Raw genomic sequence first — 23,677 nt, 5'->3', positions numbered from 1 at the left:
TGGGTTTCGGCGACGGCCACGGCCGCCGGTCGGCGATGGCGGGTGGCGTCACAGGTCGGCGATGGCTTCGGCGGTGGTGGGCGGTGTGCCAATGGCTTCGATGGGGATATGAGCGGCGGGCTGGGTGGTGAGGTGGGCGGCGCTGACGCGGTCGAGGCGGAGCCAGCGGATCGCTTGACGGGTGCGACAGTGCGCGATGAGGTACCAGTTTCCACGGGTGCGGGCCAGGAGTACGGGATCGAGTTGCCGGGTGGTGGGCGTGCCATGCCGGTCGCGGTAGTCCACGACGAGGACGCGTTGTGCGTGGAGTGCCTGCTCGATCGCGCGTCGAGTCCGGGCGTCGCCGGGTGTGTCGGTGTGATCGATCCAGACACGACCGTTCAACGCGGTGGCGTTTTCTCGTGCGCGGGTGTCCATCACGCTGAGTACCTTGACGAGGGCGGCGCGGGCGTGGCTGTCGAAGGGCTGTCCGCGGTGGGCGGCCACGGCGGCGGCGAGGCCGGAGACCTCGGCGTCGGTGAAGTTCACCGGTGGGAGGGTCGCGGCGGCGTCAACGACGTAGCCACCCCCGGGGCCGGGTCGAGCCCAGACCGGGAAGCCGCCGTGTTGCAGGGCCGAAATGTCTCGTTTGATCGTGCGGACGCTGACCTCGAAGACCTCGGCGAGTCGCTCCGCCGTGCGCCCGGCAGGCCCGGCGCGCCGTAGTTCCTCACGTAGGGCGTAGAGACGGTCGGTGCGGTTCATCCAATAAATAGTGACATGCCGGTGACATCGGTGGGGGTGACGATGGTGTCATGAGCACGTCACGCGATCCGATCATGTTCCTCAGCGGCGCCGGGCTTCCCGCCTGGATCTGGGATGACGTCCGCCGCGACCTCGGCGAAGGACAGCAGACCTGTGTCGCCTCCCGACCGCAGAGCGGCCGAGCCCGGTTGCGCGACTACGCCCAGGCGGTCATCGACTCCGCACCGCCGGGCGGCTACGTGATCGTCGCTCACTCGGCCGGCGGTGTGATCGGCGCCGAAGTTGCCCGGCTCGCGCCCGAACGCGTCAGCGCCTTCCTGGCGATCAGTGCCGTGATCCCGCAGCCGGGAGGATCGTTCATCTCGGCGATGCCGGCGCCGAACCGGTGGGCGCTCAGTGCCGCGATGCGAATCGCCGGGACCCGGCCGCCGGACTCGGCGATCAGACGTGGCCTCACCCGCGGACTGAACGAAGAGGTCGCGAACCGCATCATCGCCGACTTCACCCCCGAGTCCCCCGCCCTCTACCGAGACCGGACCGCGCACCGCTCGTGGAGCGGGTGGCGCGGTTACCTGCGGACCACCGACGACCATCAGCTGCCGATGACGCTGCAACAGCGATGCGCCCAGCGACTAGACGCCACCTGGCAGAACGACCTGAACACGGGGCACCTACCGATGCTCGAGGACCACCAGGCCGTCGCTGCGGCAATCACGCGATTCCTCACGGCACGGCCGTGACACCGATCGATTGACGGGCATACGCCGTTACGGCAAGGGACCTGCGGCGACGCGAACCACTACCCTCGCAGGTGCGGGCGTCGTGCCGGGTCATGGATTGCGTTCCGTCCCGGTCGCGGGTTCGTGGATCGCCGGGGTGCGACGGTGTCGTCTGGGCTCCCGGGGGCGCTGATTCGGCAAGGCCGGTGGCGAGTCGTCGGCGCGTAGGGCCATGGCGAAGGTGATCGCGCCGAGGGCGGCCAGGGTTGCGATGACGGCGAGGACGGTGCGCAGCCCGCTGAGTTGCAACGCCGGTCCGGCGGCGGTGTATCCGACGAATGCGGCCAGGTTTTCGGTGGTTGTCACTGCGGTCATCACGTGAGGTCGGATAGGTGCCGGGGTGCGTAGGGTGACGCGGGTGTTGACAGTTGCGGCTAGCAACGGCGTGGCCAGTCCGACCAGAAACAGTCCGCCGGCCACCGCGAGGGCGTGATCGACGAGTAGCAGCCACAGCGGGGCGCACTGCAGCATGGCGGCTCCGGTGAGGGCGGTGTTGTTCATCCGCCCGAGGCCAGCGACGGCCACCAGGCTGCCGATGGCGAGGCCGGCGCCGTTTGCCCCGGTGAGTAGGCCCAGCGTTCGAGGATCGCCTCCCAGCTCATCCATGACCAGCACTTGCAGGCAGATGAACACGGCGGGGACCGAGGTGGTCACCAACGTCAGGGCGAGCACGAAGAGCCGAAGTGCTCGATGGCGCAGCGCGTGGCGTAGGCCCGCGAACGTGGCAGCCCGCTCGTCGCTCGCACGAGGAGACGCCCTGTTCGTATCGGCCACGACAGGAGCGGGCGGCCGGACGAAGAAGGCCAGGATGAGGTAGGAGATGAGGTAGGTGCCGGCGTCGATCCAGAGGACCTGGGCCGGCCCGAGCAGGGCGATGAGTAGGCCGCCCAGGGCGGGTCCGGCGAGGGCCGCGACCCGGGTCGCACCGTCGATCAGGCTGTTGGCCCGGGCGAGAAGTTTCTCGTCGGTGCCCCGCGTCGGGCCGAGGAGGTCGGCCAGGATCAGCCGCTGCGAGGAGACATAAGGGGCAGTGAACACACCGAGACTGAACGAGACCACCAGCAGGGCCGGCAGGCTCAGCCATCCCGCCTGATGCAGCAGCGGAATCAGCGCCATCAACGGTACGCGCGCCGCGTCGCAGATCAGCATGGTGCGCCGCACGCCCAGCCGGGCCACGACCCTGCCGCTGGGCAGGCCCAGGGTCACGACCCCAAGAAACTCTGCGGCCAGGACCGCGCTCATCTTCACCGGCGAACCGGTGGTCACCAGAACGAACCACGGCAGCGCCAGGAGGGTGAGCCAGGAGCCGAAGGTGGACAACAACTTCGCGACGAACAGGGCGAGCAGTCCTGGTGTGCGCAGCATCAGCTCGGACCGTCGGGCGTGGGGACGGCGTAGCCGAAGAAGGCGACGCGGCGGGCGTTCGCCGTGCGAGGCCGTGTGGTGGCGGTGTACTCGCCGATGAGGGCTTTGATGCGCTCAGTTACTTCGACCAGCTCGTCGGGGTCGAGGTAGCCGATGTCTTCGCCGACCCAGGCCGCTTCCTGCCAGGCGGTGTCGAAGTCCGCCTGGTGGCGTTGGTAGGCGTCGAGGGCGGCGAGCCGCTGGGCGATGAACTGCTCTCGCAGCGCCCGGGAGGCGGCGACGAACTCCGGCGAGCCGTCACCGGTCGCTGACCAGGTGATCCCTCGGCTGGTTGCTCGCCATGGCCGTTCGCGTCCCTCAGCCAGTTCGGGTGCGGGCTCGACAAGGTCCCACTTGGCCAGCTGGCCGATGTGATAGCTGATGGATGCCGTGGACTCGCCGGTCCGGTCGGCCAGCTGTCGCCCGGAGGCCGGACCGTCGACAGTGAGCAGTTCGAGAAGCTTGAGCCGGATGGGATGGGCGAGCGCCCGCAGCGCCTGCGGATCGGTGAGTTGCTTCTTCTGACCGGACGACATGTAGCCAACATATCTTGGCCAACACTTCTTTGCCAACCCATGCTCGCTTCCAAGCGGTGTTGGCCGTCACCGGCGGTGACGGCCAACCCGGCTTGTGCAATACCGGCGCCGAAGTGTCGACGACGCGGCAGGTCAGGTGACCCCGATGTTCAGGTAGAAGTGGCCGAGCTTGAGCGAGAGCGAGGCGCCTCCGAAGTGGTGAATGACCATTGCCAACAGGATGACGATCAAGATGCAGACGACGAGCCAGATCAGGAACCACACGAACCCTGGGATTCCGTAGCGACCGACGCGAGCCATCAGGCTCGCCCCCTCGCGGTCGGCGCTGCAACGGGCGCAGCCCCGCATAGGCGTGTCGACTGTCGGTAACTGCGCCCGACGCTAGCGGACGTCTCCATACAGCCTCCTTCATCGAAGTGACCGCGAACCTTCCCTACCGCGGCGCGCGCCAAACCGGGCCGTAGGAGCCCGCGTCAGGATCCCGCCGGAGCCGGGCCACCTCTGTGCTGTCGGTGATGTCCGGGGTCGGTCAGCGGGACGTGGTTCTCGCCCGCTTGCTCTCGAAAGCGATCGGGATCGGTCGACGACCAGTGACCAGCGCCTCGGCGTCCTGTCACGCCGCTAGTGAGGCGCTGCAGCTGGAGAACTGCCTTGCGCCGGTGCCGCGGTGAGGGCCATAGTCGTTCCATGATCTCGTACCGGAAGGGCGGCGACGCCCTGGCGCGATGAGCGCCCCCGCGCGGCGCAACGACGCCGCGACATCTTCCCAGGCCGGTCGCAGCGGCAAGCCTCACGACCTGTGGCAGCAGGCCATCCCGATCCGCCAGGAATGGCTCGACCACGCCCTGTCCACGCAGCCGGCCGACAAGTCGACCGCCGAGCGCGTCCTGACCGCCATTTACGCCAGAGCGTCTCGGCCGCGACCCCGGTTCGAATGGGTCGACTCGCCCGACAAGGCGCGCCCCCTGATCACCGGCTGGCCCACCCTCGATCAGCTCTACGAGTGCATCCGGGATCCGCGGCCGCGCGGGATGCCACCGCTGGCAAGCGACATCGCCATGATCGCCTCCCGGTTGCGCGGCGCGCTGAGTGCGGGTGTCACTTACAGCGATCCCGAGCTGTCACCCGTGCGTACGAGCAAGACCAAGGAGCCATGGCCCGAACTGGCGCCTCTGCAGGGGCTCGACAGCGGCGTCCCGCTCGCTGTCGTGCTGCACCAGGGCGTACGCACGGCATTGCACCGCAGCCTCGCACACGGGTACTACCTGCCCGTGCGTGCGGCGCTCGCGGGTGACGGCCCGGTACCCGTGTGCTGGTACGGGCAGCAGGACGCCTCCTGGATCGCCTACTACGACGTGCTGCACCGGCTCGGCCTTGCCCGGTACGGGCCGGACGAGGCCGAACACCTCAACGCCTGGGCCGATCTGGCTCGCTCCTGCGGCTGGTGGTGGCCCGGCGAGGACGTCTGCGTCGTGGTGGACCGGCCCGAGGCGATACGAACCGAGCGGGTCTCCGGAACAGTGCACGACCAGATCCGGCTGCAACCTGGCGGCCTGCGCTACCGCGGCGGCTGGCAACCACTCCTGAGCAGGTGAGCTGAGTCGACGGCCGGTCGGGACGGCCACCCGCCGGTCCCGGCCGGCCCGCTCCGCATTCTGCAACCCTGAGAACGAAGCCCAGCAGGACAGCCGGACCCCGGCGGAGAGCCGGTTGCGGCACGGTCCGCGTCACGAAAACGGTGAGCGCGGAACGGCACACCCCCGACGGGAAGAGGACCGCTGCGTGGGCATGGTGTTGATCGGACGCAGATTGTCGGCCGAGGAACTGGCGATGGTGCGCGCCGACCCGACAGTGGTGCACCGTGAACTGGTTACCTTGCGTGACGAGCGCTAGGCGGCACATCAGGATGCTGGCGCGACACGATTCGAGACACCAATCCGCACGACCGCCTCACGGTCCTTCGTGAGTAACGGAGTCTCCCGGGTCGGTTGTTGCGACGACGGCGTCGACCTCGAACTCCACCAACCACTCTGGATTGATGAAACGCGATACTTCTACAAAGGTACACGCCGGTCGCACCTGAGAGAACCGTTCGCCATGTGCGCGCGCCGCCTCTCGCCAACGGGCGATGTCAACAAGCATGACCCTGGTTCTGATGACGTCTGCCAGCGTTGCGCCGGCCTCGCGCAGCGCTTGCTCGGCGATGTCCAGGCAACGCACGGATTGCGCGTACACATCTCCCGGACCGGCCGTGGCACCGTCGTCCGCGATCGGCGCGGTGCCGGCCACGGATACGTACCGCCCTATCCGCACGGCGCGTGAGAAGCCGATCTCCGGTTCCAGCGGTGATCCTGAAGTCACCAAGCGGCGAAAAGAAGTCACGGTACAAGAGCATTGCAGAGCAGCGACCGCGCCGGGCGCCCGCTCGGCGCCTTAACGCCCGTCGACTCCACCGGCCGCGGTGAATCTGCGGTCGCTGGTCAGTTGACGTTCACGACGACCTTTCCAAGGGCGCGTCCCTTACCCACGTGGGCCAACGCCTCGGGCGTCTCGTCGAGCGTGAAGGCCCGGTCGATGTGGATGACGAGGTCACCCGCCACGCAGAGATCGGCCACCGGTTCGAAGTGGGTCGGGCCTTCCCGGACGGCGAGCACGCCGAGCCGGCGGTGGGTGAGCCGGCCGGCCACCGCGCCGATCGTCAGGACGCGCAGCAGCGCCGGGACCGATCCGCCGACGCACCGGTAGCGGCCGCCGGGGGCCAGTGCCCGGCGGTAGGCGAACACCGATCGGTGCGCGACCAGATCGAGGATGAGATCGTACGGGCCGCTGCGGGTGAAGTCCCGGCTCCAGTAGTCGATCACCTCATCCGCGCCGGCGGACCACATGAAGTCGAGCTTGCTCGCGTTGTCGACGCCGGTTACCTGAGCGCCGAGTCGTTTGGCTAGCTGGATCGCGAATGCGCCGGATCCCCCGCCGGCGCCGTTGATAAGGACCCGGCTGCCAGCTGCGGCGCCCGCGGTGCCCTGCTGGGCGATCACGCCCGCCTGCGGGATCGCCGACGCCTCGGCGAAGGTCAGGGCGGCGGGCTTGCGGGCCAGGACCGATTCGGGCGCGATCGCGTACTCGGCGAAACCGCCCTTGAGCACGAGGTTGTCGCCGTACACCTCGTCACCGGGTCGAAACCGAGTGACGGCGGGACCCACCGCGTCGACCCATCCGGCGATGTCCGAGCCGAGGGTCCGGTGTGCCGGGGAGCGCAGCCCACCGATGCGCGAATACAGTGGCGAGCCTTGCAGAGTCTCCCAATCGCTCAGATTCACCGAGGTCGCCGCAACCTTGACCAGCACCTGTCGGGCAGCAGGGGAAGGCTTGGGGAGGTTCTCGATCCGCAACCCATCCGGGGGCCCGTACCGGTCGTACACCACTGCTCTCACCTGGTACCACCAGCCCTTCGGGAAGTAGGCCAGCCGCAGTACCCGATCCGTTCAGCGCCAGCGCCTACGCCTCTTGGTTAGCACGGCGGGACAAGCGGCTGGTCGACAAGAAGGCTGCCGGCGACGGAGCAGTCGGCGTAGGTCTCGGGGTGATGGTGGTGGTGCATCCGTGGCCGGAGCCATTGCCGGCGTCTGGTCGGGGCAGCTGGAGCTGTCCCTGCCCGCCAACCTCGGTGGCCAGGCGCTTGGCACATCGTCGCCCCGGCCGGCTGGGCCTTTGACACGGGCCCTAGCCGAGTTCAACGAGGCTGGCGAGGTTCGCCAGGGCCATGCGCGTACCCATCTCGTTGTCTTCGGCCGGGATGGCGTCGGGAATTCCGTCATGCACAACGACGACTTCGGTGCCACCGTCCACGTCGGTGAGCGTCGTGATCATGGTCATCGCGCCACGCAACGTAGGATCGTCGGTCTCGAACTCGATCACCTCGACCACCTGCTGGTCGGGCACAATCTTGACGAAGTTGCCGTGGTAGCTGTCGGTGTGTGCTGTCGACTTGCCGGTGTTGTCCGGTGCCTCGTAGGTGAGCGAGACGCGCAACCTGCCACCCTCGCGCGCGTCGAACTCATGAACATGCCCGCTCATGCCGGTTGGGACGCGCCACTTGGCGACCGCGGCCGGGTCCAGCAGTGCCCGATAGACGGCTGAGCGCGGTGCCTTGATGAGTTGGGATACCTGGGTCGAGTACATGGAGTGAATCTAGTGTCCGGCGCTCGAGATCGCGGCACGCTCACCTCGACACGAACGGGCGGCGCAGTCCGCGCGACCCTGACGGATCGCAGCGCGCGGTCGACGACATGTGCGCGCACCACGTAATCCCAGGGCGCACCACGTTTGGAGGTCGGCCTGCCCACCGCGCGGCGCCGCCGGTACCGCGTCCGAGGCGGGTGTACAGCCGACAGCTGCACCGACGCGGTCCGCGCGGTGACCTCTTCGGTCTTCTCTGGAAGGTGATGCAGGCCCGCTCGCCCCCATCATCGCAGGCCAGAGGGCCGTCATCGCCAAAGAGTCCGGAGCCGGGGGAAGGTTAGTCAATGGCCGGTCGCGCGATGATGTGGGCGACTAGTCACCGACGAATGTCGCGCACATACTGCTGATAGAGCCGCCGCACGAGGTCCGGTGACGCAGGGAGGCACCCATACCGGCAGGCGCATCGCTGGCGATCGCCGCGGGAGCGGATGCACCGTTCATCGTCGCCGGCGGATGAGATCGGGACACCGCGGACTGGTCACCGTCGACTGGTTGCCGGTTCCTGTCAGGCGCGCCGGGATCGGTGTGGGCTGTGGGGAGGTGGCCATGTACCCAGCGGCGAAGGTGCGCGTCGTACTCGCGGCCGGGACGCTCGGCCTTGCCATGGTCGCCTGCCAGTCCTCGCGCACCCCCACGCCGGGGCCGCCCGCCCCTGATGCGGCACGCTCCACCTGGTCCGCGTCTGGTGGGTCGGGTGGTGGACGGATGGCATCGCCGTCCATGTCGATCACGCCGCCCACGACGGCCCCGGGCGCGTCCCCCGCGCCGGTACCGTCCGTGCCGGCGCCGACCAGGTCGGCCGGCCTGACCAGGCGGCAACTGGCCGGGCAGCGGATCATCTACTCCTATCCCGGGTTGACACCACCGGCGAGCCTGTTGAGGATCATCCGCGCCGGTGAGGCCGCCGGGGTGATCTTCTTCGGGGAGAACATCGCCAGCATCGCCCAGATCAGCAATGTGATCGCCCAGTTACGACGAGCCCAGGCGCAAAGCCCGGTCCACGTGCCGCTGCTGCTGATGGTCGACCAGGAGGGTGGCCTGATCCGGCGGCTACCGGGGGCGCCCGCGCTGTCGGCGAAGCGGATCGGCCAGTCCGCCGATCCGGTGGCCGCGGCGACCGCGGCAGGCACCGGAGCCGGCCGCACCCTCGCCGCGGTCGGCATGAACGTCAACCTCGCCCCGGTTCTCGACGTCTATGCCACTGCAGGCAACTTCATCGACCAGTATCAGCGCTCCTACAGCGCGGACCCCTCCACCGTCGCGCACCTGGGGCGGGCGTTCATCACCGCCCAGCAGCGCACCGGCGTGGCCGCCACCGCCAAGCACTTCCCCGGACTCGGGCGGGCGGCAACGGCACAGAACACCGACACCCGGCCGGTCACCCTGTCCCAGTCGCTGGGCACGATGCGCGGCACCGACGAGTTCCCGTACCCGGCCGCCGTCGCCAGCGGCGTCGACCTCGTCATGCTGTCCTGGGCCGTCTACCCGGCGTTGGACCCGAACCGCCCGGCCGGCCTGTCGCCGACCGTGGTCAGGCAGGAACTGCGCGGTCGCATCGGGTTCACCGGAGTAACCGTCACCGATGCCCTGGAAGCCGGTGCGCTGGCTGCCTACGGCAGCACCGGCCAGCGCGCGGTCGCCGCCGCGACCGCCGGCATGGATCTCATCCTGTGCTCCGCCCGTGATGTCAGTCAGGGCGAAGCCGCCACGGCCGCCCTGGTCGACGCGCAGACCGGGGGCAAGCTCGACACCGCCGGCTTCATCGCAGCGGCGGATCGGATCGCCGACCTACGGGCCCGTCTCCACTGATCTTCTAGCGGGGCGGCCATCCGAGGCGCCTCCATCCGCCCGAACCAACCCGTGCACGACCCGAGCGCCCTGAAGTCAGGCGTCGAGGCCGGCCCAAGGAACCGGCGGACCGACGAGGACGCCGTGGATCTCCGGCTGCTCGTTCGGCGGAAGCGGCGGTCCGAACTCGGCCTCGCGACGACCAGGTTCACCGCCGCGGCACGGCCCCGAGGTGGACCTGGTCTCGCTGCGGCGTGCAGCTCGGGCAACTCAACGACCCGGACTTATGTGTCAGAAGCACCAGGGCCGCTGGGGTCTCGATCCTGAGCATCCCCGATCGTGGGGTCAGCGCCCGTCTTCATCCGGATGCGCCGCACCCACCCGCTGGCGGCGCCCCGCGTCGGGGGGCGTGCCGCTGCTGTCCCGACAGCTCCGGGGCATCATCGCGCATTCCTGGCCACAGCCGCTGCCCGCAAGCTGGAGCGGGCAGTTGGACCGACCCGAGCCACCGGGGACGCCGCGGCCGGGGCGTGAACAAGTTGGTGGCTCAACGGCTGACGACCGGGTCACCAAGATCGGGGGTTTCTCGCGCTGACCGGGCGTGTGGGTCAGGCCAGCCGGAGGACAGTTGCCTGAGGCAAAATGTGCCAGGGTGGAAATTATTGCGCTCAACTAACGGGGCAGCGCGAATCAAGACCTGGGAGAACACCACTCAATGACCACCCCCTACGACCCTGCCCAGAACCAGCCGCCGGCCGGCCAGCAGCCGATGCCGCCCACCGCTCAGTTCCCGCAGGTGCCGGCCGGTCACTTCCCGCCGCCGGCGCCCGGGCAGTTCGCTCAGCAGCCCGGCCAGTTCCCGCCGCCGCCCGGCGCGCAGGCGCCCGCCGCCCGCAAGCGGCCCTGGCTGATTCCCACCCTCATCGGCGTCGGCGCGTTCGTGGTGCTGTGCTGCGGCGGCTCGATGGTGATCGGCCTGGTCAGCGGCGACGACAAGAAGTCCGGTGTGTCCGCCAGCAGTGACATCCCCGCTGCCAGCCCCAGCACCTCCGCCCCTGCGGCCGTCGCCCCGAGCATGTCGGCGCCCGCATCGGTCAAGCCGGAGCCGGCGAAGACGACTGCGGCGCCGGCCTCCGCCAAGCCGAAGACCTTTGGCGTCGGCGACAAGGTGCGCGGCGGTGACTTCGAGTTCACGGTCAACAGCGTGAAGTGTGGGATCTCCCAGGTGGGCAGCCAGTTCCTGAACACCAAGGCGCAGGGCACCTTCTGCAAGGTCAATGTGACCGTCAAGAACGTCACGAAGAGCGCGCACACCTTCCACGCCGACGGCACCCTCACCGCCGAGGACGCCACGGGCCGGGAGTACGAGGCTGACGGCGAGGCCGGGATCTACGGCAACACCGACGGGCAGGGTTTCCTCGACGAGATCAACCCTGGCAACTCGGTGAAGGCGAACGTCTACTTCGACGTGCCGAAGGGCACGAAGCTGAAGACGATCACTTTCGACGCCGGCCTGTTCACCTTCGCCGAGGACGCGGTCGTCACCCTGTGACCGGCCTTCGGCCGCGAACTGCGTGACTGGCGACAGCAGCGGCAGCCCGGAGAACCCGGGCTGTCGCTGTTCTGCCGCAGGTCGGCGCGGATGTGGTTGGTCCCGGCGGCGGTGAGGCTGCCGTCTATGTCGGATGCCTCGTTGATCGGCCGACCCAACACTCCCGCACACCTGCTCGGCGGTCGCCGTGGCGACGAGCGAGCCGTCCGCGTCGATCCGCACGCCAGGGCCGGCCACGTCGCCGCCAGTTGCGCAAAACTCCGCGATCCTCTCGATCACCTACCGGCCGAACCCCAGCCGATCCACAACGGGGTGGCCTGACCAGGTCCGCGAGCTGGTCGGCGACAGGCCGCGGGGATGCCACAACGGGCACGGCTACGCCGGCGGCTCGACGACCACGCCGCTGCGCGACCGGTGGCTGTGCCGCTGCGGCGGCCATTTCTTCATCCGGTGCCACACCTGCCGATGGGCGTGCGGAGCCACAGGTCGGCCCGGACTGCGATACGCGGTGAACCCAGTCAGCGCCGGGACAGCACGAAGGTCACCGGCGAATTTGCGGCCGGGTTGAACAGGAAGGTGGCATGGCCCTTGGCGCCTTCGTAGGCGCCGGTGCCCCCGGTTACCGCCGCGATGCTGGTGGCGCCTGGCACGAAAATGCCAACACCTTCGGTGGTAATAGTGCCATGTTGCAAGGTGGTGACGATCGTGCAGGTCGTCGTCGCGGTGGAAGCTTCGATCACTGTGCAATGGCCTTCCGCCTTGCCCGCAGGACTCTGATCCTTGGCCCAGACAAGCGTGTCGCGGAAGACCTCCCGGTCGCCGGTGTGGCTCGGCTCGCCACCGTTGAGGAACGCGTCGATGGTGGCACCGGTGTCCAGCAGCCGCAGAGTCTCCTCGTGGTCGGCGGGACCGCTGCCGACGGCGCCCGCGAGCGCTGCCATGGGAGCGAGGAGAATCACTGTGATCAGTGGGCTGAACCGCATGACTTGCCTCCTTTTCGGCGAAGCGAACGCGCCACCAAGAATTGCGAGCGCAATCGATGGCGATTGGTCTGTCTCTGCGCTACGCCCCTCATGAGATGGTGCCGCCGGGACCGTCACCGGTCCCGGCAGCGTCCTGCCTGCCCGAGGACCTGCGAGCTCTGCTCTCTCTACTCGCCGCGGAGGCCCGGCAGCTTCACCACAATGAACTCACTGTCGTCTGCGCGGCCAGGGTTGCGGCCTACGTTGGGGAAATTGTTGTCACAGCCGAGCAGCAACTGGTTGCCGGCGATCTGATGGATGGCCTCGATCGACTCGCACGTCACGCGGTACGGGTTGCCGAGTCCCACGTCGCCGTCGTGGACTGGGGGCAGGGAAAGCAGGTCCGGGTCGGGCACGGCCGTCAGGTCGACAGCCTCCGTCTTCACCAGAGACCCGCCGGCATCGGCATCGGCATCGGCGAGGTTGACGGCGTACACCGTGCGGAACAGCGCGTTCAGTCCGAGACCACCGTCACGCTCGATCACCACGAGGTGGTGCCGGTCGAGGGCAGCCATGTCAGAGACGAAGTATCCGGGCTGCTCGGTCTGGTACAGCCAGACGCGCCCCGTGAAGGCCTCGTCGCGCACGCTGAACTCGAAGATGTAGCGCCGCGTGGTACCGAGCTCGGCTACCGTCGCGCCCTCCAGAGCCGGATACAGGTACTTGCCGTCCGGGCTGATGGCCATGGCCTCGAAGCCGCGGCTGTTCGGCTGGGTTGCCGCCGCCCCGCCGAGGTGGGGGTTGTTGGGCGACCGAAGGCCCCCCGGAGCCGCGAAGGGCGGATCGAGCAGCTTGCCGGTGGCGTCGAAGTGCAGGACCCACGGCCCGAACTCGTCGCCGACCCACAGGTCCCCATCTCTGCCGCGCTGCAGGGACTCGGGATCGATGTCACCGCCGGTCAGCAACCGCTGGGTCGTCCCCTCATTGACAAGCGGGAAGCCGATCAGACCGTCCGGGTCACGGAACTCAATGAACTCGTTCAAATCGACCTCGACCTCGCCGCTCCCGCCCTTGGCGGTCCTCAGGTCCGGCCGGATGTAGTAGGCGCGGATGAGGAAGTCCGTCGAGTTCGCCTTGCCGCCGAACCCGTTGTCTGGCATGGCGAGGTATTCCCCCGGGTGTCGGCCGTCGACGATTGCCGAGAACCCCTCGACCGGCTGCGCAGGCAGCGGGAACGTGATCCCGTTGACGGTCCCGGGAGGCAAGAGGGTCCCCGAGGGCGGGCCGGGAGCGTACGTCTCGACCGGCAGCACGGCGCGACCAAGCAGGGTCGGTTGGGCGCTTCCCCGTCCATCGGCGTGTGCCCCGATGGACGGGGTCGCCACCGCCGCCGCGAGCACGGCGGCGGCGAGCGTGGACAGTCGCTTGATCATTATCGGCTCCTCCGGACGATAAGAACCGTTAGTGAGCTTGCGTAAGCCCCTGTCCCGGGTACCGGTTGCCGAGGTCCCGCGCCGGCATGTGACCGACTCGGTTTTCAGCCTGACCCGGTTCGGCACGCGGCACGAGCTTCAGGCGCGCTCGTTGCGTCCGGGTCATCTGTTGGGGTTCACGGGGGCAGCGTCTGTCGCCTCGTGTCCCGGTTTACAGGGAGCGTGGTCCCGACTTGCGGCCAGGACAGCGCCCGAGCGGCGCCGGAGCGCCTAGCTACGCGGACGCGCCGCGCGGCAGAATGAGGAAACAATGAGGCTGCGACGTCCGCTGGTGGCTCCCGCCGTCGTCGCGGGAGTCACGGTCATGCTCTCCACGATGACCCTGTGGGGGGTCTGGAGCAGCCATGGCCGGCTAGCCTCGTTCCTGTCCGGAAACCAGGCCAACACCTGGGTGGCCGGCTTGGCGTTCGGCGTGGTCGGCGCGTTGGTGCTGCGTCGCCAGCCGGCCAACCGGCTGGGTTGGGTGCTCGGGGCCGCCGGGCTGTGCGCGGCTGCCAGCTCGACGGCGGCGGAGTACGTCACGTACACGCTGTTCACCCGGCCGGGCGCGTTGCCCGGCGCGGGCGTCGCCGCACTGGCCGTCTGGCTGTGGCTGCCCGCGTTCCTGCTGATGGTGGTCGCGCTTCCGCTGCTGTTCCCGGACGGACGGCTACGCTCGCCAGGCTGGCGGGCGCCGGCCGCGGTGGCGCTTACGAGCGGCACGGTGGCCATCGTGGGAATCGCCACCGTCGATCAGGTCGTCGCCGGTGAGACGGGCGGGGCGTACCACAATCCGCTCGACCTTCCGCTACCCGACGGGCCGCAGCTGACGGTCGTGCTGGTGGCGTTCTTCGTGGCGGTTGCGGTCGGGGCGGTGGCGGTCGTCGCCGTCGTGCTGGGCATGCGCCGCGCCGAGCCGGCGCGGCGGCGCCAGGACGCATGGTTCGTCGCAGCGCTCGCCCTCATCTTGACCGCCACCCAGGGCCCGTGGTCGGACGTGGTGACGTTCGCCCTGCACGTCGCGGCGGTAGCCGCGTTGACGGTGGGCGTCGTCCGGCACCAACTCTTCGACATCGAGACGGTGCTGTCCCGCGCGCTGGTCTACGCACTGCTGACCGGTGTGGCTCTGGCGGCGTACCTGCTGGCCGCGGCGGCGTTGGGGGCGAACCTGGGCCCCGGTGTCGGGCCGGCCCTGGTGGCGGCGGTCGCCGCGCTGCTGCTGGCCGGGGTGCGGCACCGGGTGCAGTTGGCGGTGGAGCGGTTGCTGTACGGGCGGCGAGACGACCCGCTGGCCGCCCTGACGTCGTTCGGGGAGCGGCTGGCCCAGACGATGGACGTCGATGCCGTGCTGCCGGCGGTCGTGGACACCGTACGGGCGACGCTGCGGCTGCCGTACGCGGCCGTGCGGTTGACGGCCGAGGCGACCCCGGCCTACACGGCCGGCGAGCCAATCGCCGGCACCGTCGAGTTCCCGCTGACCTACTCCGGCGAGCCGGTCGGCGTACTCATTGTCGGACCTCGCCGTGGTGAGCAGGACCTGTCGCCAGCGGACCGGCGGCTGCTGGAGGCGTTTGCCCGCCAGGCCGGGGTCGCCGCCCACGGCGTCCGCGTGACCCGGGACCTGCGCCGCTCCCGCGAGCGGGTCATCATGGCCCGCGAGGAGGAGCGCCTGCGCATCCGTCGCGAGCTGCACGACGGCATGGGGCCGGCGCTGGCGGGCATCACCCTCGGCCTGGAGACCGCGGCGCGGCGCGCGCACCGCGACGGGCCCGAAGCGGGGCCCCTGCTCGCGGAGCTGCGGGAACAGTGCGCGGCGTGCGTCGAGGAGGTCCGGCGGATCGTTGCCGATCTGCGCCCGCCCACCCTTGACCAGGGCGGCTTGGTCGACGCGCTGCGCCGCCACGCCGAGGTGTTCAACGCGGCCACCACGGCGCCGACCGTGCTGGTGGAGGAGGATCTGCCCGGAAGGCCGTACGGGCTTCCCGCCGCAGTGGAGGTGGCGGCCTACCGGATCGCGTTGGAGGCGATGACCAACGCGGTCCGGCATGCTGGTGCCCGCACCTGCCGGGTTTCGGTCAGCCAGCACGACGCGCTGCTCATCACTGTCTGGGACGACGGCAGCGGGGTGGCTCCGGCGGCGTTCGGCGTCGGTCTGGCCTCCATGCGGGAACGCGCCGAGGAGTTGGGCGGGCGGTGCACAGTGACGTTCCGGCAGGGGCAGGGAACTCAGGTGGAGGCAGTCCTCCCGGTGGTCGCATCGTGATCCGCGTACTCATCGCCGATGACCACCCGGTCTTCCGTGCGGGCCTGACCGGTGTGCTCGAGGACGCCCCCGACATCGAGGTGCTCGCCGCAGCCGAGCACGGAGCTGACGCCCTCGACCTCGCCGTACGGCTGCGTCCGGACGTCGTGCTGATGGACCTGCACATGCCGGTCGTCAACGGCGTCGAGGCGACCCGACGACTGGTTGCCGCCGCACCCGAGGTCGCCGTGCTGGTGCTGACGATGTTCGACGACGACGAGTCCGTCATCGCGGCGCTGCGCGCCGGTGCCAGAGGCTATGTGGTCAAGGGTGCGGACGGAGATCGGATCGTGGGCGCGATCCGCGCGGTGGCGGCCGGCGAGGCGCTATTCGGCTCCGGCATCGCGGCCGGCGTCCTGCGCGTCCTCGCAGCCCACCGCCGCGGGGACCGGCCCGGCCGACCGTTCCCGATGCTCACCGATCGCGAGCGGGAGGTCCTCGACCTGATCGCGGCGGGGCTCGGAAATCGGGAAATCGCCCGGCGGTTGAACCTGTCCGACAAGACCGTCCGCAACCACGTGACGAACATCTTCGCCAAACTGCGGGTCGCGGACCGGGCCCAGGCAATCATTCGGGCGCGGCAGGCCGGCCTCGGCCTCGTGGACGGCAGCTGAGGCTTCGTCGAGCTCGAGGCCGGCCGACAGCGGGTCGGCGACAACTGCGGCGAGCACAGCGGCGGGGGGCCAGTGCTGTGGTGTTCCAGGGTCGTGCAGGTAGCGGAGCTGCCAGACCCAGACCTGGCCGGGCTGCCACTGCCAGCACACCAGGTCCGGGGCCGCCGTGTCGCTTCACGTCTGCGGCTACCAGGAGCTCCGGGCGAGCCGTGGCAAGCAAGTGTGCTCGCAAGGCCAGCGCCGTGCCTTCGGCGAGGAAGTAGCCTTTCCGCGCAACGTGGTGATCGCGGTCTGTGACGCTCTTGGATGTCCTATCACGACACGCCGACGTGGTCGGCTGCAACAGATATGAGTGAAGCTCCCAAATGAAGAAGGTCTCTGCCGAGAGATCAACTTCACAAGGAGCTTCACGTGAATGCCAGCGACAGACCTGTCAGGACGCAACCTGGGCAAGCCTGAGCACGCATTCGAAGCCGCGTTTCTGCGCGGGCGAATCCACCATTGGCAGGATCAGCGCTGGTATGCCGGCGGAAACCGATCCGCCGTCGCCGGCGGGATGATCACCGACCATCAGGGTCTGGCCCGGTGCGGCATGGAGGGCTTCGAGGGCGGCGCCCCAGATCCGAGGGTCCGGTTTGACGAAGCCGACCTCGTAGGACAGCACGAACGCATCGACATAGCCTTCGAGTCCGTGCCGCGCAAAGCATTTGCGGATGTCCCAGCCGACGTTGCTGACGACGCCGATGCGAACACCGCTATCACGCAATGCGGACAGGGTGGCGACGGTGTCGGCGTACGGCTCGATCGCTTCGGCGCGTGTTTCGTGCAAGACCGATGCCAGCGCCTGGTCCACCCCAGGAATCTGTTCCAGCACGGCGAGGATCGCCCGATCCCAGACTCGCGGATCCAGATCCCGGGCGATGTGGGCCGGATCCGTGGCCGTCGCCCGCAACAGTTCCGCGAAGTCGCCAGCAATACGGTGCGCCTCGCCGGCAGCCAATGTCCGGTCGATCGACGCCACCGCGTTGCCCACCCAGCGCTTCGAGTCGCTGGCGAACAGAGTCCAGGCGAAGTCGAACAGTACTGTCGTCACGGGCTTGGCGGTCATCGCATCACCCTAGATCAACACGACGAGTTCTGTAGGCCGCGAAGCAGTGAGCTATTCCGAGCAAACTCCTCGGTGACGGTTCGTGATCATGCGGTTCGTCCGTATTCGATGTGCAGGAGCACGAGCGCCGCGCGGGTGATGTCGCCGATGTCCCACGGGCTGACGCTGACGTTGCGCAGTGCCTTGAAGGTCATCTTGAGCAGGGAGTTTCCGCGTTCACCCGGTCCGCGTTTGCGGCTGTGGTCACGGTTGTGAGCCTTCTGATCCTCGGTGAGCTTGCCGCCCTGTGGCTTCTTGATCGGCACGGTGATCGTGTCGGCTTCGCCTTCGTAACCGAGGTCGCTCAGCGTGGCCAGGTCCTCGCTGACCCAGGCCTGGATGGACGGCAATAGTTCGGTGTGGGCGGGCAGGCAGGTGGTGTCGTGTTCGCGGCCGGGGCATACGTCGGAGGTCCACAGTGGCCATCCGTCGGGCATGGTGAGTACTTGCACATTGCCGCCGTGGTTGTTGTGTTCGCCCGGCCACCACAGGTCGACTCCGGGGGTCGGGCCAAGGGTCTGGCAGCGGTCGGTCTCGATCAGCGTGCCGTCGGTAATCACGTGCGGGTGGCCGGCCATCTTGGCCGCCAGGAGTGCACCAGCCAGGCTGGGAACTGATGTACTGAGCTTCGGCCCGCGCTTCGAGCGCCGTGCAGTGAGCGACCAGCACAACGCTGCGACCGGGCAACCCCTCCGGGACGAGTGGAAGCAGGTTGTGGTGAAGATCGGGTCAGTGGCCGGGATCCGAGCGAACCTGAGTACGCCGACTCATGCTCGGCCGGGGTTAGGCCGTCCACGCTGACCGCATGACGTCTGAAGCGGTCGGCACAGGTCGACGGGGTGGCCCGATCGTGGGATTCCTGTTCCTGCTCTGGGTCTGCGGGCTGATCACGGCGGCCGTGTGGTGGGTGGGCATCGGCCTGGAGCAGTGGAGCGTCAGCTACGGCGACCAGCCCGGCGAGTTCGAGGACCTCAGACGTCGGGCGAACGTGGCGGTGCTGGTCGCCGCGTTGGTGGCGACCGCCGGGCCGGCCCTCATCGCGCTCGTGGCGTACCAACTGCGGCTGGTACGCACCGCGGTCGTTTTCCTGGTGCTGGCCGTCGTGATCGCCGTGCCCGCCGTACCGTTCGCCCTGCTCGCCGGCCGGGACCTCGATCCGGCGCCGGCCGTGACGACGCCCGGCCCGCCGGGGCACTGCGTGGAACACAGCGGCGGTGACACCCGCTGCCCAGGCGGCTGAACGAACGGTTCCGTCGGACCGTCGTGCCATGATGCCGCTCACCTCAAGGCAAGGAGCACGGCGGAATGGCCACGGTGACGGTTCGGGACGAGACAGCGACGGGCAGGGCGATCGATCAGTGGCCGTTGACCGGTCTGCCGGGGCGCATCTCCGCGCGGGAGCTGGTCCGGTTGCGCGTCCGCGAGGAGGTGGCGCGGTTCAATGCCGGCCAGGCCGACGTCTTCCGGGGTCTGGTGCGGCCGACCGACGCGGAGGCGACGTTGAACGGCTATCGGGTCGGTCGCGGCCGGCGGCTGGACTGGGAGCGTCAGGCGGACGCGGCGTGTGCCGCCTTCGCCCGCAATGGCTTCGTGCTGCTGGTGGGTGACCGCCAGGTCGAGGATCTGAACGAGGAGATCGACCTGTTCGGGGATCCCGAGGTGGCCTTCGTGCGGCTCGTTCCCCTGGTGGGTGGCTGACGTGGGTGACTGGACGCGGTTGCTTCCCGCGCTGAGCGCGGCGGATCGCCGGCAGGTGGAGACCGGGATCGCCGAAGCCGATGCCCAGGTTCGGCCGCTGCTCCGGACAACAACCACCTACTACTGGACGTCGTCGGTGACCCGCACGCCCGAGTGGGCCGTCACCGAGTCGTGGCCGGCGGAGCTTCGCCGCCGCGCCGCGCTGGCCGTGCACCTGGAGGCCGCGGCCGGCTCGATCCCTTCCGCGCTGAACGACGTCCTGCGGAGTCTCGCCGACGGCGAGCACGACTGGACCCGGGCGGATCTCCTGTGGTGTCTGGAGGTTGCCGGACGGGGGCACGGCTACGACAACGGCGCCCACCTGGAGTTGCCGGCGACGATCGCCGTGCGTCTGGCTCCCGCGGACCTGGCCGATCTGGCGCCGGCGCTCTCGGCCCTGTTCGACGAGATCGCCGAGGACGACTTCATGGCAGCCGGGCCGCGGCGGCGCGTCGCCGTGCTGATCGGGCAGGCGCTCGACCGCGCCACCGGTCGCCGCGTGCCGTCCTGGTTGCTGCACAACGGGGACGAGTTCGGTCCGCTCGTGCGCGCCGCCTTGGGGGACGTCCTCGCCGCGCCGGGTGTGCCCGAGCTGCTGGCGCACTGCGCCTCGCTCGACAAGCCGGCGGCACCGGCCAAATGGCTGCGCCTCCTCGACGAGCTCCTCACGACCGACGGGAAGACGGCAGTTCGCGGCATCCTGGAAGCGTTCGCCGCCCACCGGCATTCCGTGCACGACGACTCGGACCGTCTCCTCCGTGGCCTGGTGTGGGCGCTGTCGCGGGAGTCGGACGAGGCGGCGACGGACCTGCTGGCCAGGGTCACCGCCACCGCCTCGGCCGCGCCCCGCCAGGCGTCCGGTTTCCCGCACGCCCAGCGCACCGCGATCGCGGCCGTGCAACTGCTCGCGGGGCGCGACGGTGAGGCGCCGGTGCGGACTTTGGCGCGGCTCGCGGTGACCGTGAAGAACAAGGCGGTGCGCGGTCGGGTGCAGTCCGCGCTGGCCCGCCTGGGCGCCCTGCGGGGGTGGTCACTCAGTGAGGTGATGGAACTCGCCGTCGACGACCACGGGCTCGACTCCGCCGGGAGCCGGCGGACCCAGGTGGGCGCGTACGAGGCGACGGTGCGGGTCGTGGGCGAGAAGGCGCGTCTGACCTTCGCTCGCGGTGACGTCGTCGCTCAAGGGCGTCCCGGTCGCGCTCAAGGAGACGCACGCCGACGAGCTGAAGCAACTGCGCGACGGGGTGAAGGGCATCAACGCGACCCTGACCGCCGAGCGCCAGCGGGTGGAGGCGCTGCTGTCCGAGGCGCGCACTTGGGCGTACCCGGACTGGGTGTCCCGCTTCCTGGACCACCCGATCACCGGGACGTACGGGCGGCGGCTGATCTGGGAGACCAGCACCGACGGGCGCGACTGGTCGGCCGGCCTGCCTTGGGAAGACGGCGACGAGTGGACGATCGCCGGTCTCGACGGGCGGCCGGCGCGCGGTGACCGGGTCCGGCTGTGGCACCCCATCCGCGCCGGTGTGGATGAGACCCTCGCCTGGCGTGAACGGGTGCTCGCCACCGGCCTGACGCAGCCGTTCAAGCAGGCCTTTCGCGAGGTCTACCTGCTCACGCCGGCCGAGGAGCGGACCAGTTCCTACTCCAACCGGTTCGCCGCGCACATCCTGCGCTACCGCCAGGCGAACGCGCTCATGCGCGCCCGCGGCTGGCAGGCCGGCTACCTCGGCACGTGGGACGGTGGGTACGACAGCGAAGCCACGAAGCTCTTCGGCGGTGGTGCGTGGCGGGCGTCCTTCCACCACCAACTGGTCGACACCGACGATCCACGCGACTACGACGTCCACTACTGCTCCACCGACCAGGTGCGCTTCGCCCGACAGGACGGCGCGACGTGGCAGCCCGCACCGCTCGCGGACGTACCGCTGCTGGTGTTCACCGAGGCGATGCGGGACGTGGACCTGTTCGTCGGCGTCACCTCGATCGCCACCGACCCGCAGTGGGCAGACCGCGGCGAGGACCGGTTCCGGGACTACTGGCACAGCACCGTGGTCGGGGCGCTGACCCCGTCGGCGGAGGTGCGCCGGGACGCCCTGGCCCGCCTGCTCCCCCGCATGGCCATCGCCGGGCGGGTCACCCTCGCGGACCGATACCTGCACGTACGCGGGAACCTGCGCGGCTACCGGATCCACCTCGGCTCGGGCAACATCATGATGGAGCCCAACGATGCCTACCTTTGCATCGTTCCCGCACGTGGGGGCACGGGGCGGCTGCACCTGCCGTTCGAGGACGACCCGATGCTGTCGACGATCCTGTCGAAGGCGATCATGCTCGCCGCCGACGACACGATCACCGATCCCACGGTGCTGCGGCAGCTCGCCTCATGACCATGCATACGCGAGGGCATCCTAGGTGGGGAAGCCCGGGGGCACAGATCGCCAGGCACGAACGGCGAGCTCCTGCTCACCCAGGTGTCGTCGAGAAGGTGCCGTTACGGGCCCGGAGAACCAGTCCAGCGTCCCGTCCATAGCCACCAGCGCCGCCGTCTGCAGATCACCGATCAGGCCGTGAGCCTCGACAGCAGGGTACGAATCCACGCACAGCTCCCCAGATCGTCTGCATCACCGGACTAGCCTTGTAACGGTCGAAGCACTCATAACGCTGCGTACCTCTCAAATTCGCGTCGCCATCGACCGTGGACATGCCGCGAGCCGCTGATTGGCCCTCGGCCCGGCGCGGGCGCGCCAGGGAGAGTGGGGACCTGACGCCGTACTCAGGGAGTTGTGATGCAGGTAGCCGTGGTCACCTTCGACGGGTTCAACGAGCTCGACAGCTTTATCGCTTCCGCGCTGATCAACCGGTGCCGTCAGAACGGCTTGGAGGCTTTCATCACGACGCCGACGCCTGTGGTCACGTCGATGAACGGCGTCGAGGTGACCGGGCAGCGCCCGATCGAGTTCGTGACCGAGGCCGACGTCGTGCTGATCGGTAGTGGGGTGAAGGCGCGCGAGGTGGTCGCCGACGACCGGCTGATCTCCAGGCTGGCACTCGATCCTTCGCGACAGCTGATCGGCGCGCAGTGCTCGGGCGCGCTGGTGCTCGCGCGGCTCGGGCTGCTCGACGGCATGCCGGCGTGCACGGACAGGAAGAGCCGGCCGTTCGTCGAAGCCTGCAATGTCACCGTGCTGGACGCGCCGTTCCACGCCGAGGGGAACATCGCCACGGCGGGCGGATGCCTGGCGTCCCAGTATCTCGCCACCTGGGTGATCACCCGAATGCTCGGGTACGACGCTGCGCGCGACGTCGTCGACTACGTGGCTCCGGTCGGCGAAAATCAGGAGACTGTCGAGCGCGCAATGCGCGCCGTCCGCGCGGGCGAGGTTGCCCTGCGCTAGAGCCCCGCGTGCCCTGGCCGCCCTTCGTGGCGAGCCGCGCGCTGCCCGACCCGGGTGAGCCGCCATTCTGTCGACACCGCACGCCGACTGAGGCGATCCACGGTCGCGGGGACGGCTTGTTGGCAGAGTGGGGCGTCGCCGCCGCACTGGGCACGGCCCTGCTCGCCGCACTCTGGTGGATCTACTTCAGCACGACCGCCAGCTACGGTGCGCGGGTGCTGGCGGCGAGCGGCACAGACCGGCGGGCGGCGCTGGCTCAGGACGCCTACGCGCTGCTGCGCACCTGCCGATGATCGCCGGCATCGTCCTCGTCTCGCTCGGGCTCGGCAAAACGATGTCCGTGCTGGGCAGCTGGGGCCTGATCGCACCGGGCGCCCCGCTCAACACCCTCCCGCACCTGGCCCTCTTCGTCGGCGTGATCACCTACCTGCTCGCCGACCACGCGATCCGCTGGCGAATGACCCGCCGCGTCCACCCACACCGGATCGCCCAGGCACTACGCACACCCGCACCAGCACCGGCGCCGTCAGCTACCTCATTCCGGACCGGCAGGGCACCGACCAACTGTCCCGTCGCGGAAGCCTTCAGGCGAAGGAACATGGTTTTGGTGCGGCGGCCGCCCTGTTCCTGAGAGGCGGACCCACCAGCGGCCCATTCGCCCACTCGAGTGGCTGGCATACAAGTCTGCCGATTAGGTACTGGCCTCTGTGGGCCAGTCGGACAATCGGGGCCACGCGCACAACGGGCTCGGAGAGGGATCATGGCCCGCAAAAGACACTCAAACGTGGACAACTTCACGCCGACCTGCGCGTAGCCGACCTAAATGAGCCTGTCTTTGGAGGCCGACGCCGTTCGGATGCACGAGTTCCACCGCGACCGACATGATGACTTCGGCAAGCAGGCACCGCTCGATGCCCTCGCGTCGAACCCGTTCGCCTGACGCCCTGAGGGATCGAGACTGCTCCGCTGGCTTTCCTTCTCCTTGCAGAGGGTAGTCGTG

22 protein-coding genes and 1 pseudogene are annotated in these 23,677 nt (G+C 69.3%); 12 read left to right on the top strand and 11 right to left on the bottom strand.

Annotated elements, in window-relative coordinates:
• Window positions 1-48: 48 nt before the first annotated feature.
• On the bottom strand, window positions 49-744 hold the full coding sequence (locus GCE86_RS09800; protein ID WP_154226651.1) for a helix-turn-helix transcriptional regulator: 696 nt from the start codon (window positions 742-744) through the stop codon (window positions 49-51).
• Window positions 745-794: 50 nt separating this feature from the next.
• Between GCE86_RS09800 and GCE86_RS09795 the strand changes: the two genes are divergently transcribed.
• Window positions 795-1,484 carry an alpha/beta fold hydrolase gene (locus GCE86_RS09795; protein WP_154226650.1) on the top strand — a complete coding sequence of 230 codons (690 nt, stop codon included), beginning with the start codon at window positions 795-797 and terminating at the stop codon, window positions 1,482-1,484.
• A 90-nt stretch (window positions 1,485-1,574) separates the two neighbouring features.
• Here GCE86_RS09795 and GCE86_RS09790 read toward each other — a convergent pair whose 3' ends face one another.
• From GCE86_RS09790 to GCE86_RS32335, 3 genes are all read right to left on the bottom strand, one after another.
• Window positions 1,575-2,888: an MFS transporter gene (locus GCE86_RS09790; protein WP_154226649.1), complete on the bottom strand. Its 1,314-nt coding sequence runs from the start codon at window positions 2,886-2,888 to the stop codon at window positions 1,575-1,577.
• Window positions 2,888-3,463, bottom strand: a complete 576-nt coding sequence (locus GCE86_RS09785) for an ArsR/SmtB family transcription factor (RefSeq protein WP_154226648.1) — start codon at window positions 3,461-3,463, stop codon at window positions 2,888-2,890. Before GCE86_RS09785 ends, GCE86_RS09790 begins: the two co-directional genes overlap by 1 nt.
• A gap of 132 nt (window positions 3,464-3,595) precedes the next feature.
• Window positions 3,596-3,727: a hypothetical protein gene (locus GCE86_RS32335; protein WP_275587137.1), complete on the bottom strand. Its 132-nt coding sequence runs from the start codon at window positions 3,725-3,727 to the stop codon at window positions 3,596-3,598.
• Window positions 3,728-4,188: 461 nt separating this feature from the next.
• On the opposite strand from GCE86_RS32335, the gene GCE86_RS09780 reads away from it, so the two are divergent.
• Window positions 4,189-5,058 (top strand): DUF6745 domain-containing protein, encoded by an 870-nt coding sequence (locus tag GCE86_RS09780; protein WP_154226647.1) that lies wholly within the window; start codon window positions 4,189-4,191, stop codon window positions 5,056-5,058.
• 355 nt (window positions 5,059-5,413) lie between these two features.
• On the opposite strand, the gene GCE86_RS09775 is transcribed toward GCE86_RS09780, so the two are convergent.
• The 3 genes from GCE86_RS09775 to GCE86_RS09765 form a co-directional block, all read right to left on the bottom strand.
• Entirely contained in the window at window positions 5,414-5,752 is a 339-nt protein-coding gene (locus GCE86_RS09775; RefSeq protein ID WP_244317250.1) for a Rid family hydrolase, read from the bottom strand.
• A gap of 191 nt (window positions 5,753-5,943) precedes the next feature.
• The gene (locus tag GCE86_RS09770; protein WP_244317249.1) at window positions 5,944-6,888 is read right to left on the bottom strand and encodes an NAD(P)-dependent alcohol dehydrogenase; all 945 of its coding nucleotides are present in this window, start codon (window positions 6,886-6,888) and stop codon (window positions 5,944-5,946) included.
• Between the two features lie 298 nt (window positions 6,889-7,186).
• The gene (locus tag GCE86_RS09765; RefSeq protein ID WP_154226645.1) at window positions 7,187-7,645 is read right to left on the bottom strand and encodes an SRPBCC family protein; all 459 of its coding nucleotides are present in this window, start codon (window positions 7,643-7,645) and stop codon (window positions 7,187-7,189) included.
• A 969-nt stretch (window positions 7,646-8,614) separates the two neighbouring features.
• On the opposite strand from GCE86_RS09765, the gene GCE86_RS09760 reads away from it, so the two are divergent.
• Window positions 8,615-9,514 (top strand): glycoside hydrolase family 3 N-terminal domain-containing protein, encoded by a 900-nt coding sequence (locus tag GCE86_RS09760; RefSeq protein ID WP_208818083.1) that lies wholly within the window; start codon window positions 8,615-8,617, stop codon window positions 9,512-9,514.
• Between the two features lie 694 nt (window positions 9,515-10,208).
• Entirely contained in the window at window positions 10,209-11,045 is an 837-nt protein-coding gene (locus tag GCE86_RS09755; protein WP_154226644.1) for a DUF4352 domain-containing protein, read from the top strand.
• Window positions 11,046-11,563: 518 nt separating this feature from the next.
• Here the strand turns inward: GCE86_RS09755 and GCE86_RS09750 are convergent.
• Window positions 11,564-12,028: a hypothetical protein gene (locus GCE86_RS09750; RefSeq protein WP_154226643.1), complete on the bottom strand. Its 465-nt coding sequence runs from the start codon at window positions 12,026-12,028 to the stop codon at window positions 11,564-11,566.
• Window positions 12,029-12,195: 167 nt separating this feature from the next.
• A complete protein-coding gene (locus GCE86_RS09745; protein ID WP_154226642.1) occupies window positions 12,196-13,440 on the bottom strand; it encodes an esterase-like activity of phytase family protein in 1,245 nt (414 codons plus the stop codon).
• A gap of 310 nt (window positions 13,441-13,750) precedes the next feature.
• On the opposite strand from GCE86_RS09745, the gene GCE86_RS09740 reads away from it, so the two are divergent.
• A complete protein-coding gene (locus GCE86_RS09740; RefSeq protein WP_154226641.1) occupies window positions 13,751-15,742 on the top strand; it encodes a GAF domain-containing sensor histidine kinase in 1,992 nt (663 codons plus the stop codon).
• A complete protein-coding gene (locus GCE86_RS09735) occupies window positions 15,739-16,395 on the top strand; it encodes a response regulator (protein WP_208818082.1) in 657 nt (218 codons plus the stop codon). The genes GCE86_RS09740 and GCE86_RS09735 overlap by 4 nt, the downstream gene beginning before the upstream one ends.
• 433 nt (window positions 16,396-16,828) lie before the next feature.
• Here GCE86_RS09735 and GCE86_RS09730 read toward each other — a convergent pair whose 3' ends face one another.
• Window positions 16,829-17,503, bottom strand: coding sequence for an HAD family hydrolase (locus GCE86_RS09730; RefSeq protein ID WP_154226640.1), 675 nt, complete (start codon window positions 17,501-17,503; stop codon window positions 16,829-16,831).
• Window positions 17,504-17,589: 86 nt separating this feature from the next.
• A pseudogene (locus GCE86_RS09725) lies at window positions 17,590-18,168 on the bottom strand (transposase family protein); the annotation flags it as partial.
• 179 nt (window positions 18,169-18,347) lie between these two features.
• On the opposite strand from GCE86_RS09725, the gene GCE86_RS09720 reads away from it, so the two are divergent.
• The 6 genes from GCE86_RS09720 (at window position 18,348) to GCE86_RS09695 (ending at window position 23,308) form a co-directional block, all read left to right on the top strand.
• The gene (locus GCE86_RS09720) at window positions 18,348-18,782 is read left to right on the top strand and encodes a hypothetical protein (protein ID WP_154226638.1); all 435 of its coding nucleotides are present in this window, start codon (window positions 18,348-18,350) and stop codon (window positions 18,780-18,782) included.
• A 65-nt stretch (window positions 18,783-18,847) separates the two neighbouring features.
• Entirely contained in the window at window positions 18,848-19,240 is a 393-nt protein-coding gene (locus GCE86_RS09715) for a hypothetical protein (RefSeq protein WP_154226637.1), read from the top strand.
• 1,205 nt (window positions 19,241-20,445) lie between these two features.
• Window positions 20,446-21,669 (top strand): DUF4132 domain-containing protein, encoded by a 1,224-nt coding sequence (locus tag GCE86_RS09710; RefSeq protein WP_154226636.1) that lies wholly within the window; start codon window positions 20,446-20,448, stop codon window positions 21,667-21,669.
• A 399-nt stretch (window positions 21,670-22,068) separates the two neighbouring features.
• A complete protein-coding gene (locus tag GCE86_RS09705) occupies window positions 22,069-22,677 on the top strand; it encodes a DJ-1/PfpI family protein (protein ID WP_154226635.1) in 609 nt (202 codons plus the stop codon).
• A 119-nt stretch (window positions 22,678-22,796) separates the two neighbouring features.
• Complete coding sequence (locus GCE86_RS09700) at window positions 22,797-22,970, top strand: hypothetical protein (RefSeq protein ID WP_154226634.1); 174 nt, start codon at window positions 22,797-22,799, stop codon at window positions 22,968-22,970.
• Window positions 22,967-23,308, top strand: a complete 342-nt coding sequence (locus GCE86_RS09695; RefSeq protein WP_154226633.1) for a hypothetical protein — start codon at window positions 22,967-22,969, stop codon at window positions 23,306-23,308. The genes GCE86_RS09700 and GCE86_RS09695 overlap by 4 nt, the downstream gene beginning before the upstream one ends.
• Window positions 23,309-23,677: the final 369 nt, after the last annotated feature.

The sequence above is a fragment of the Micromonospora terminaliae genome (assembly GCF_009671205.1).
Lineage (GTDB): Bacteria > Actinomycetota > Actinomycetes > Mycobacteriales > Micromonosporaceae > Micromonospora > Micromonospora terminaliae.
The sequence above is the reverse complement of the archived record's forward strand: the minus strand, read 5'-3'. Positions and strand labels throughout refer to the sequence as shown.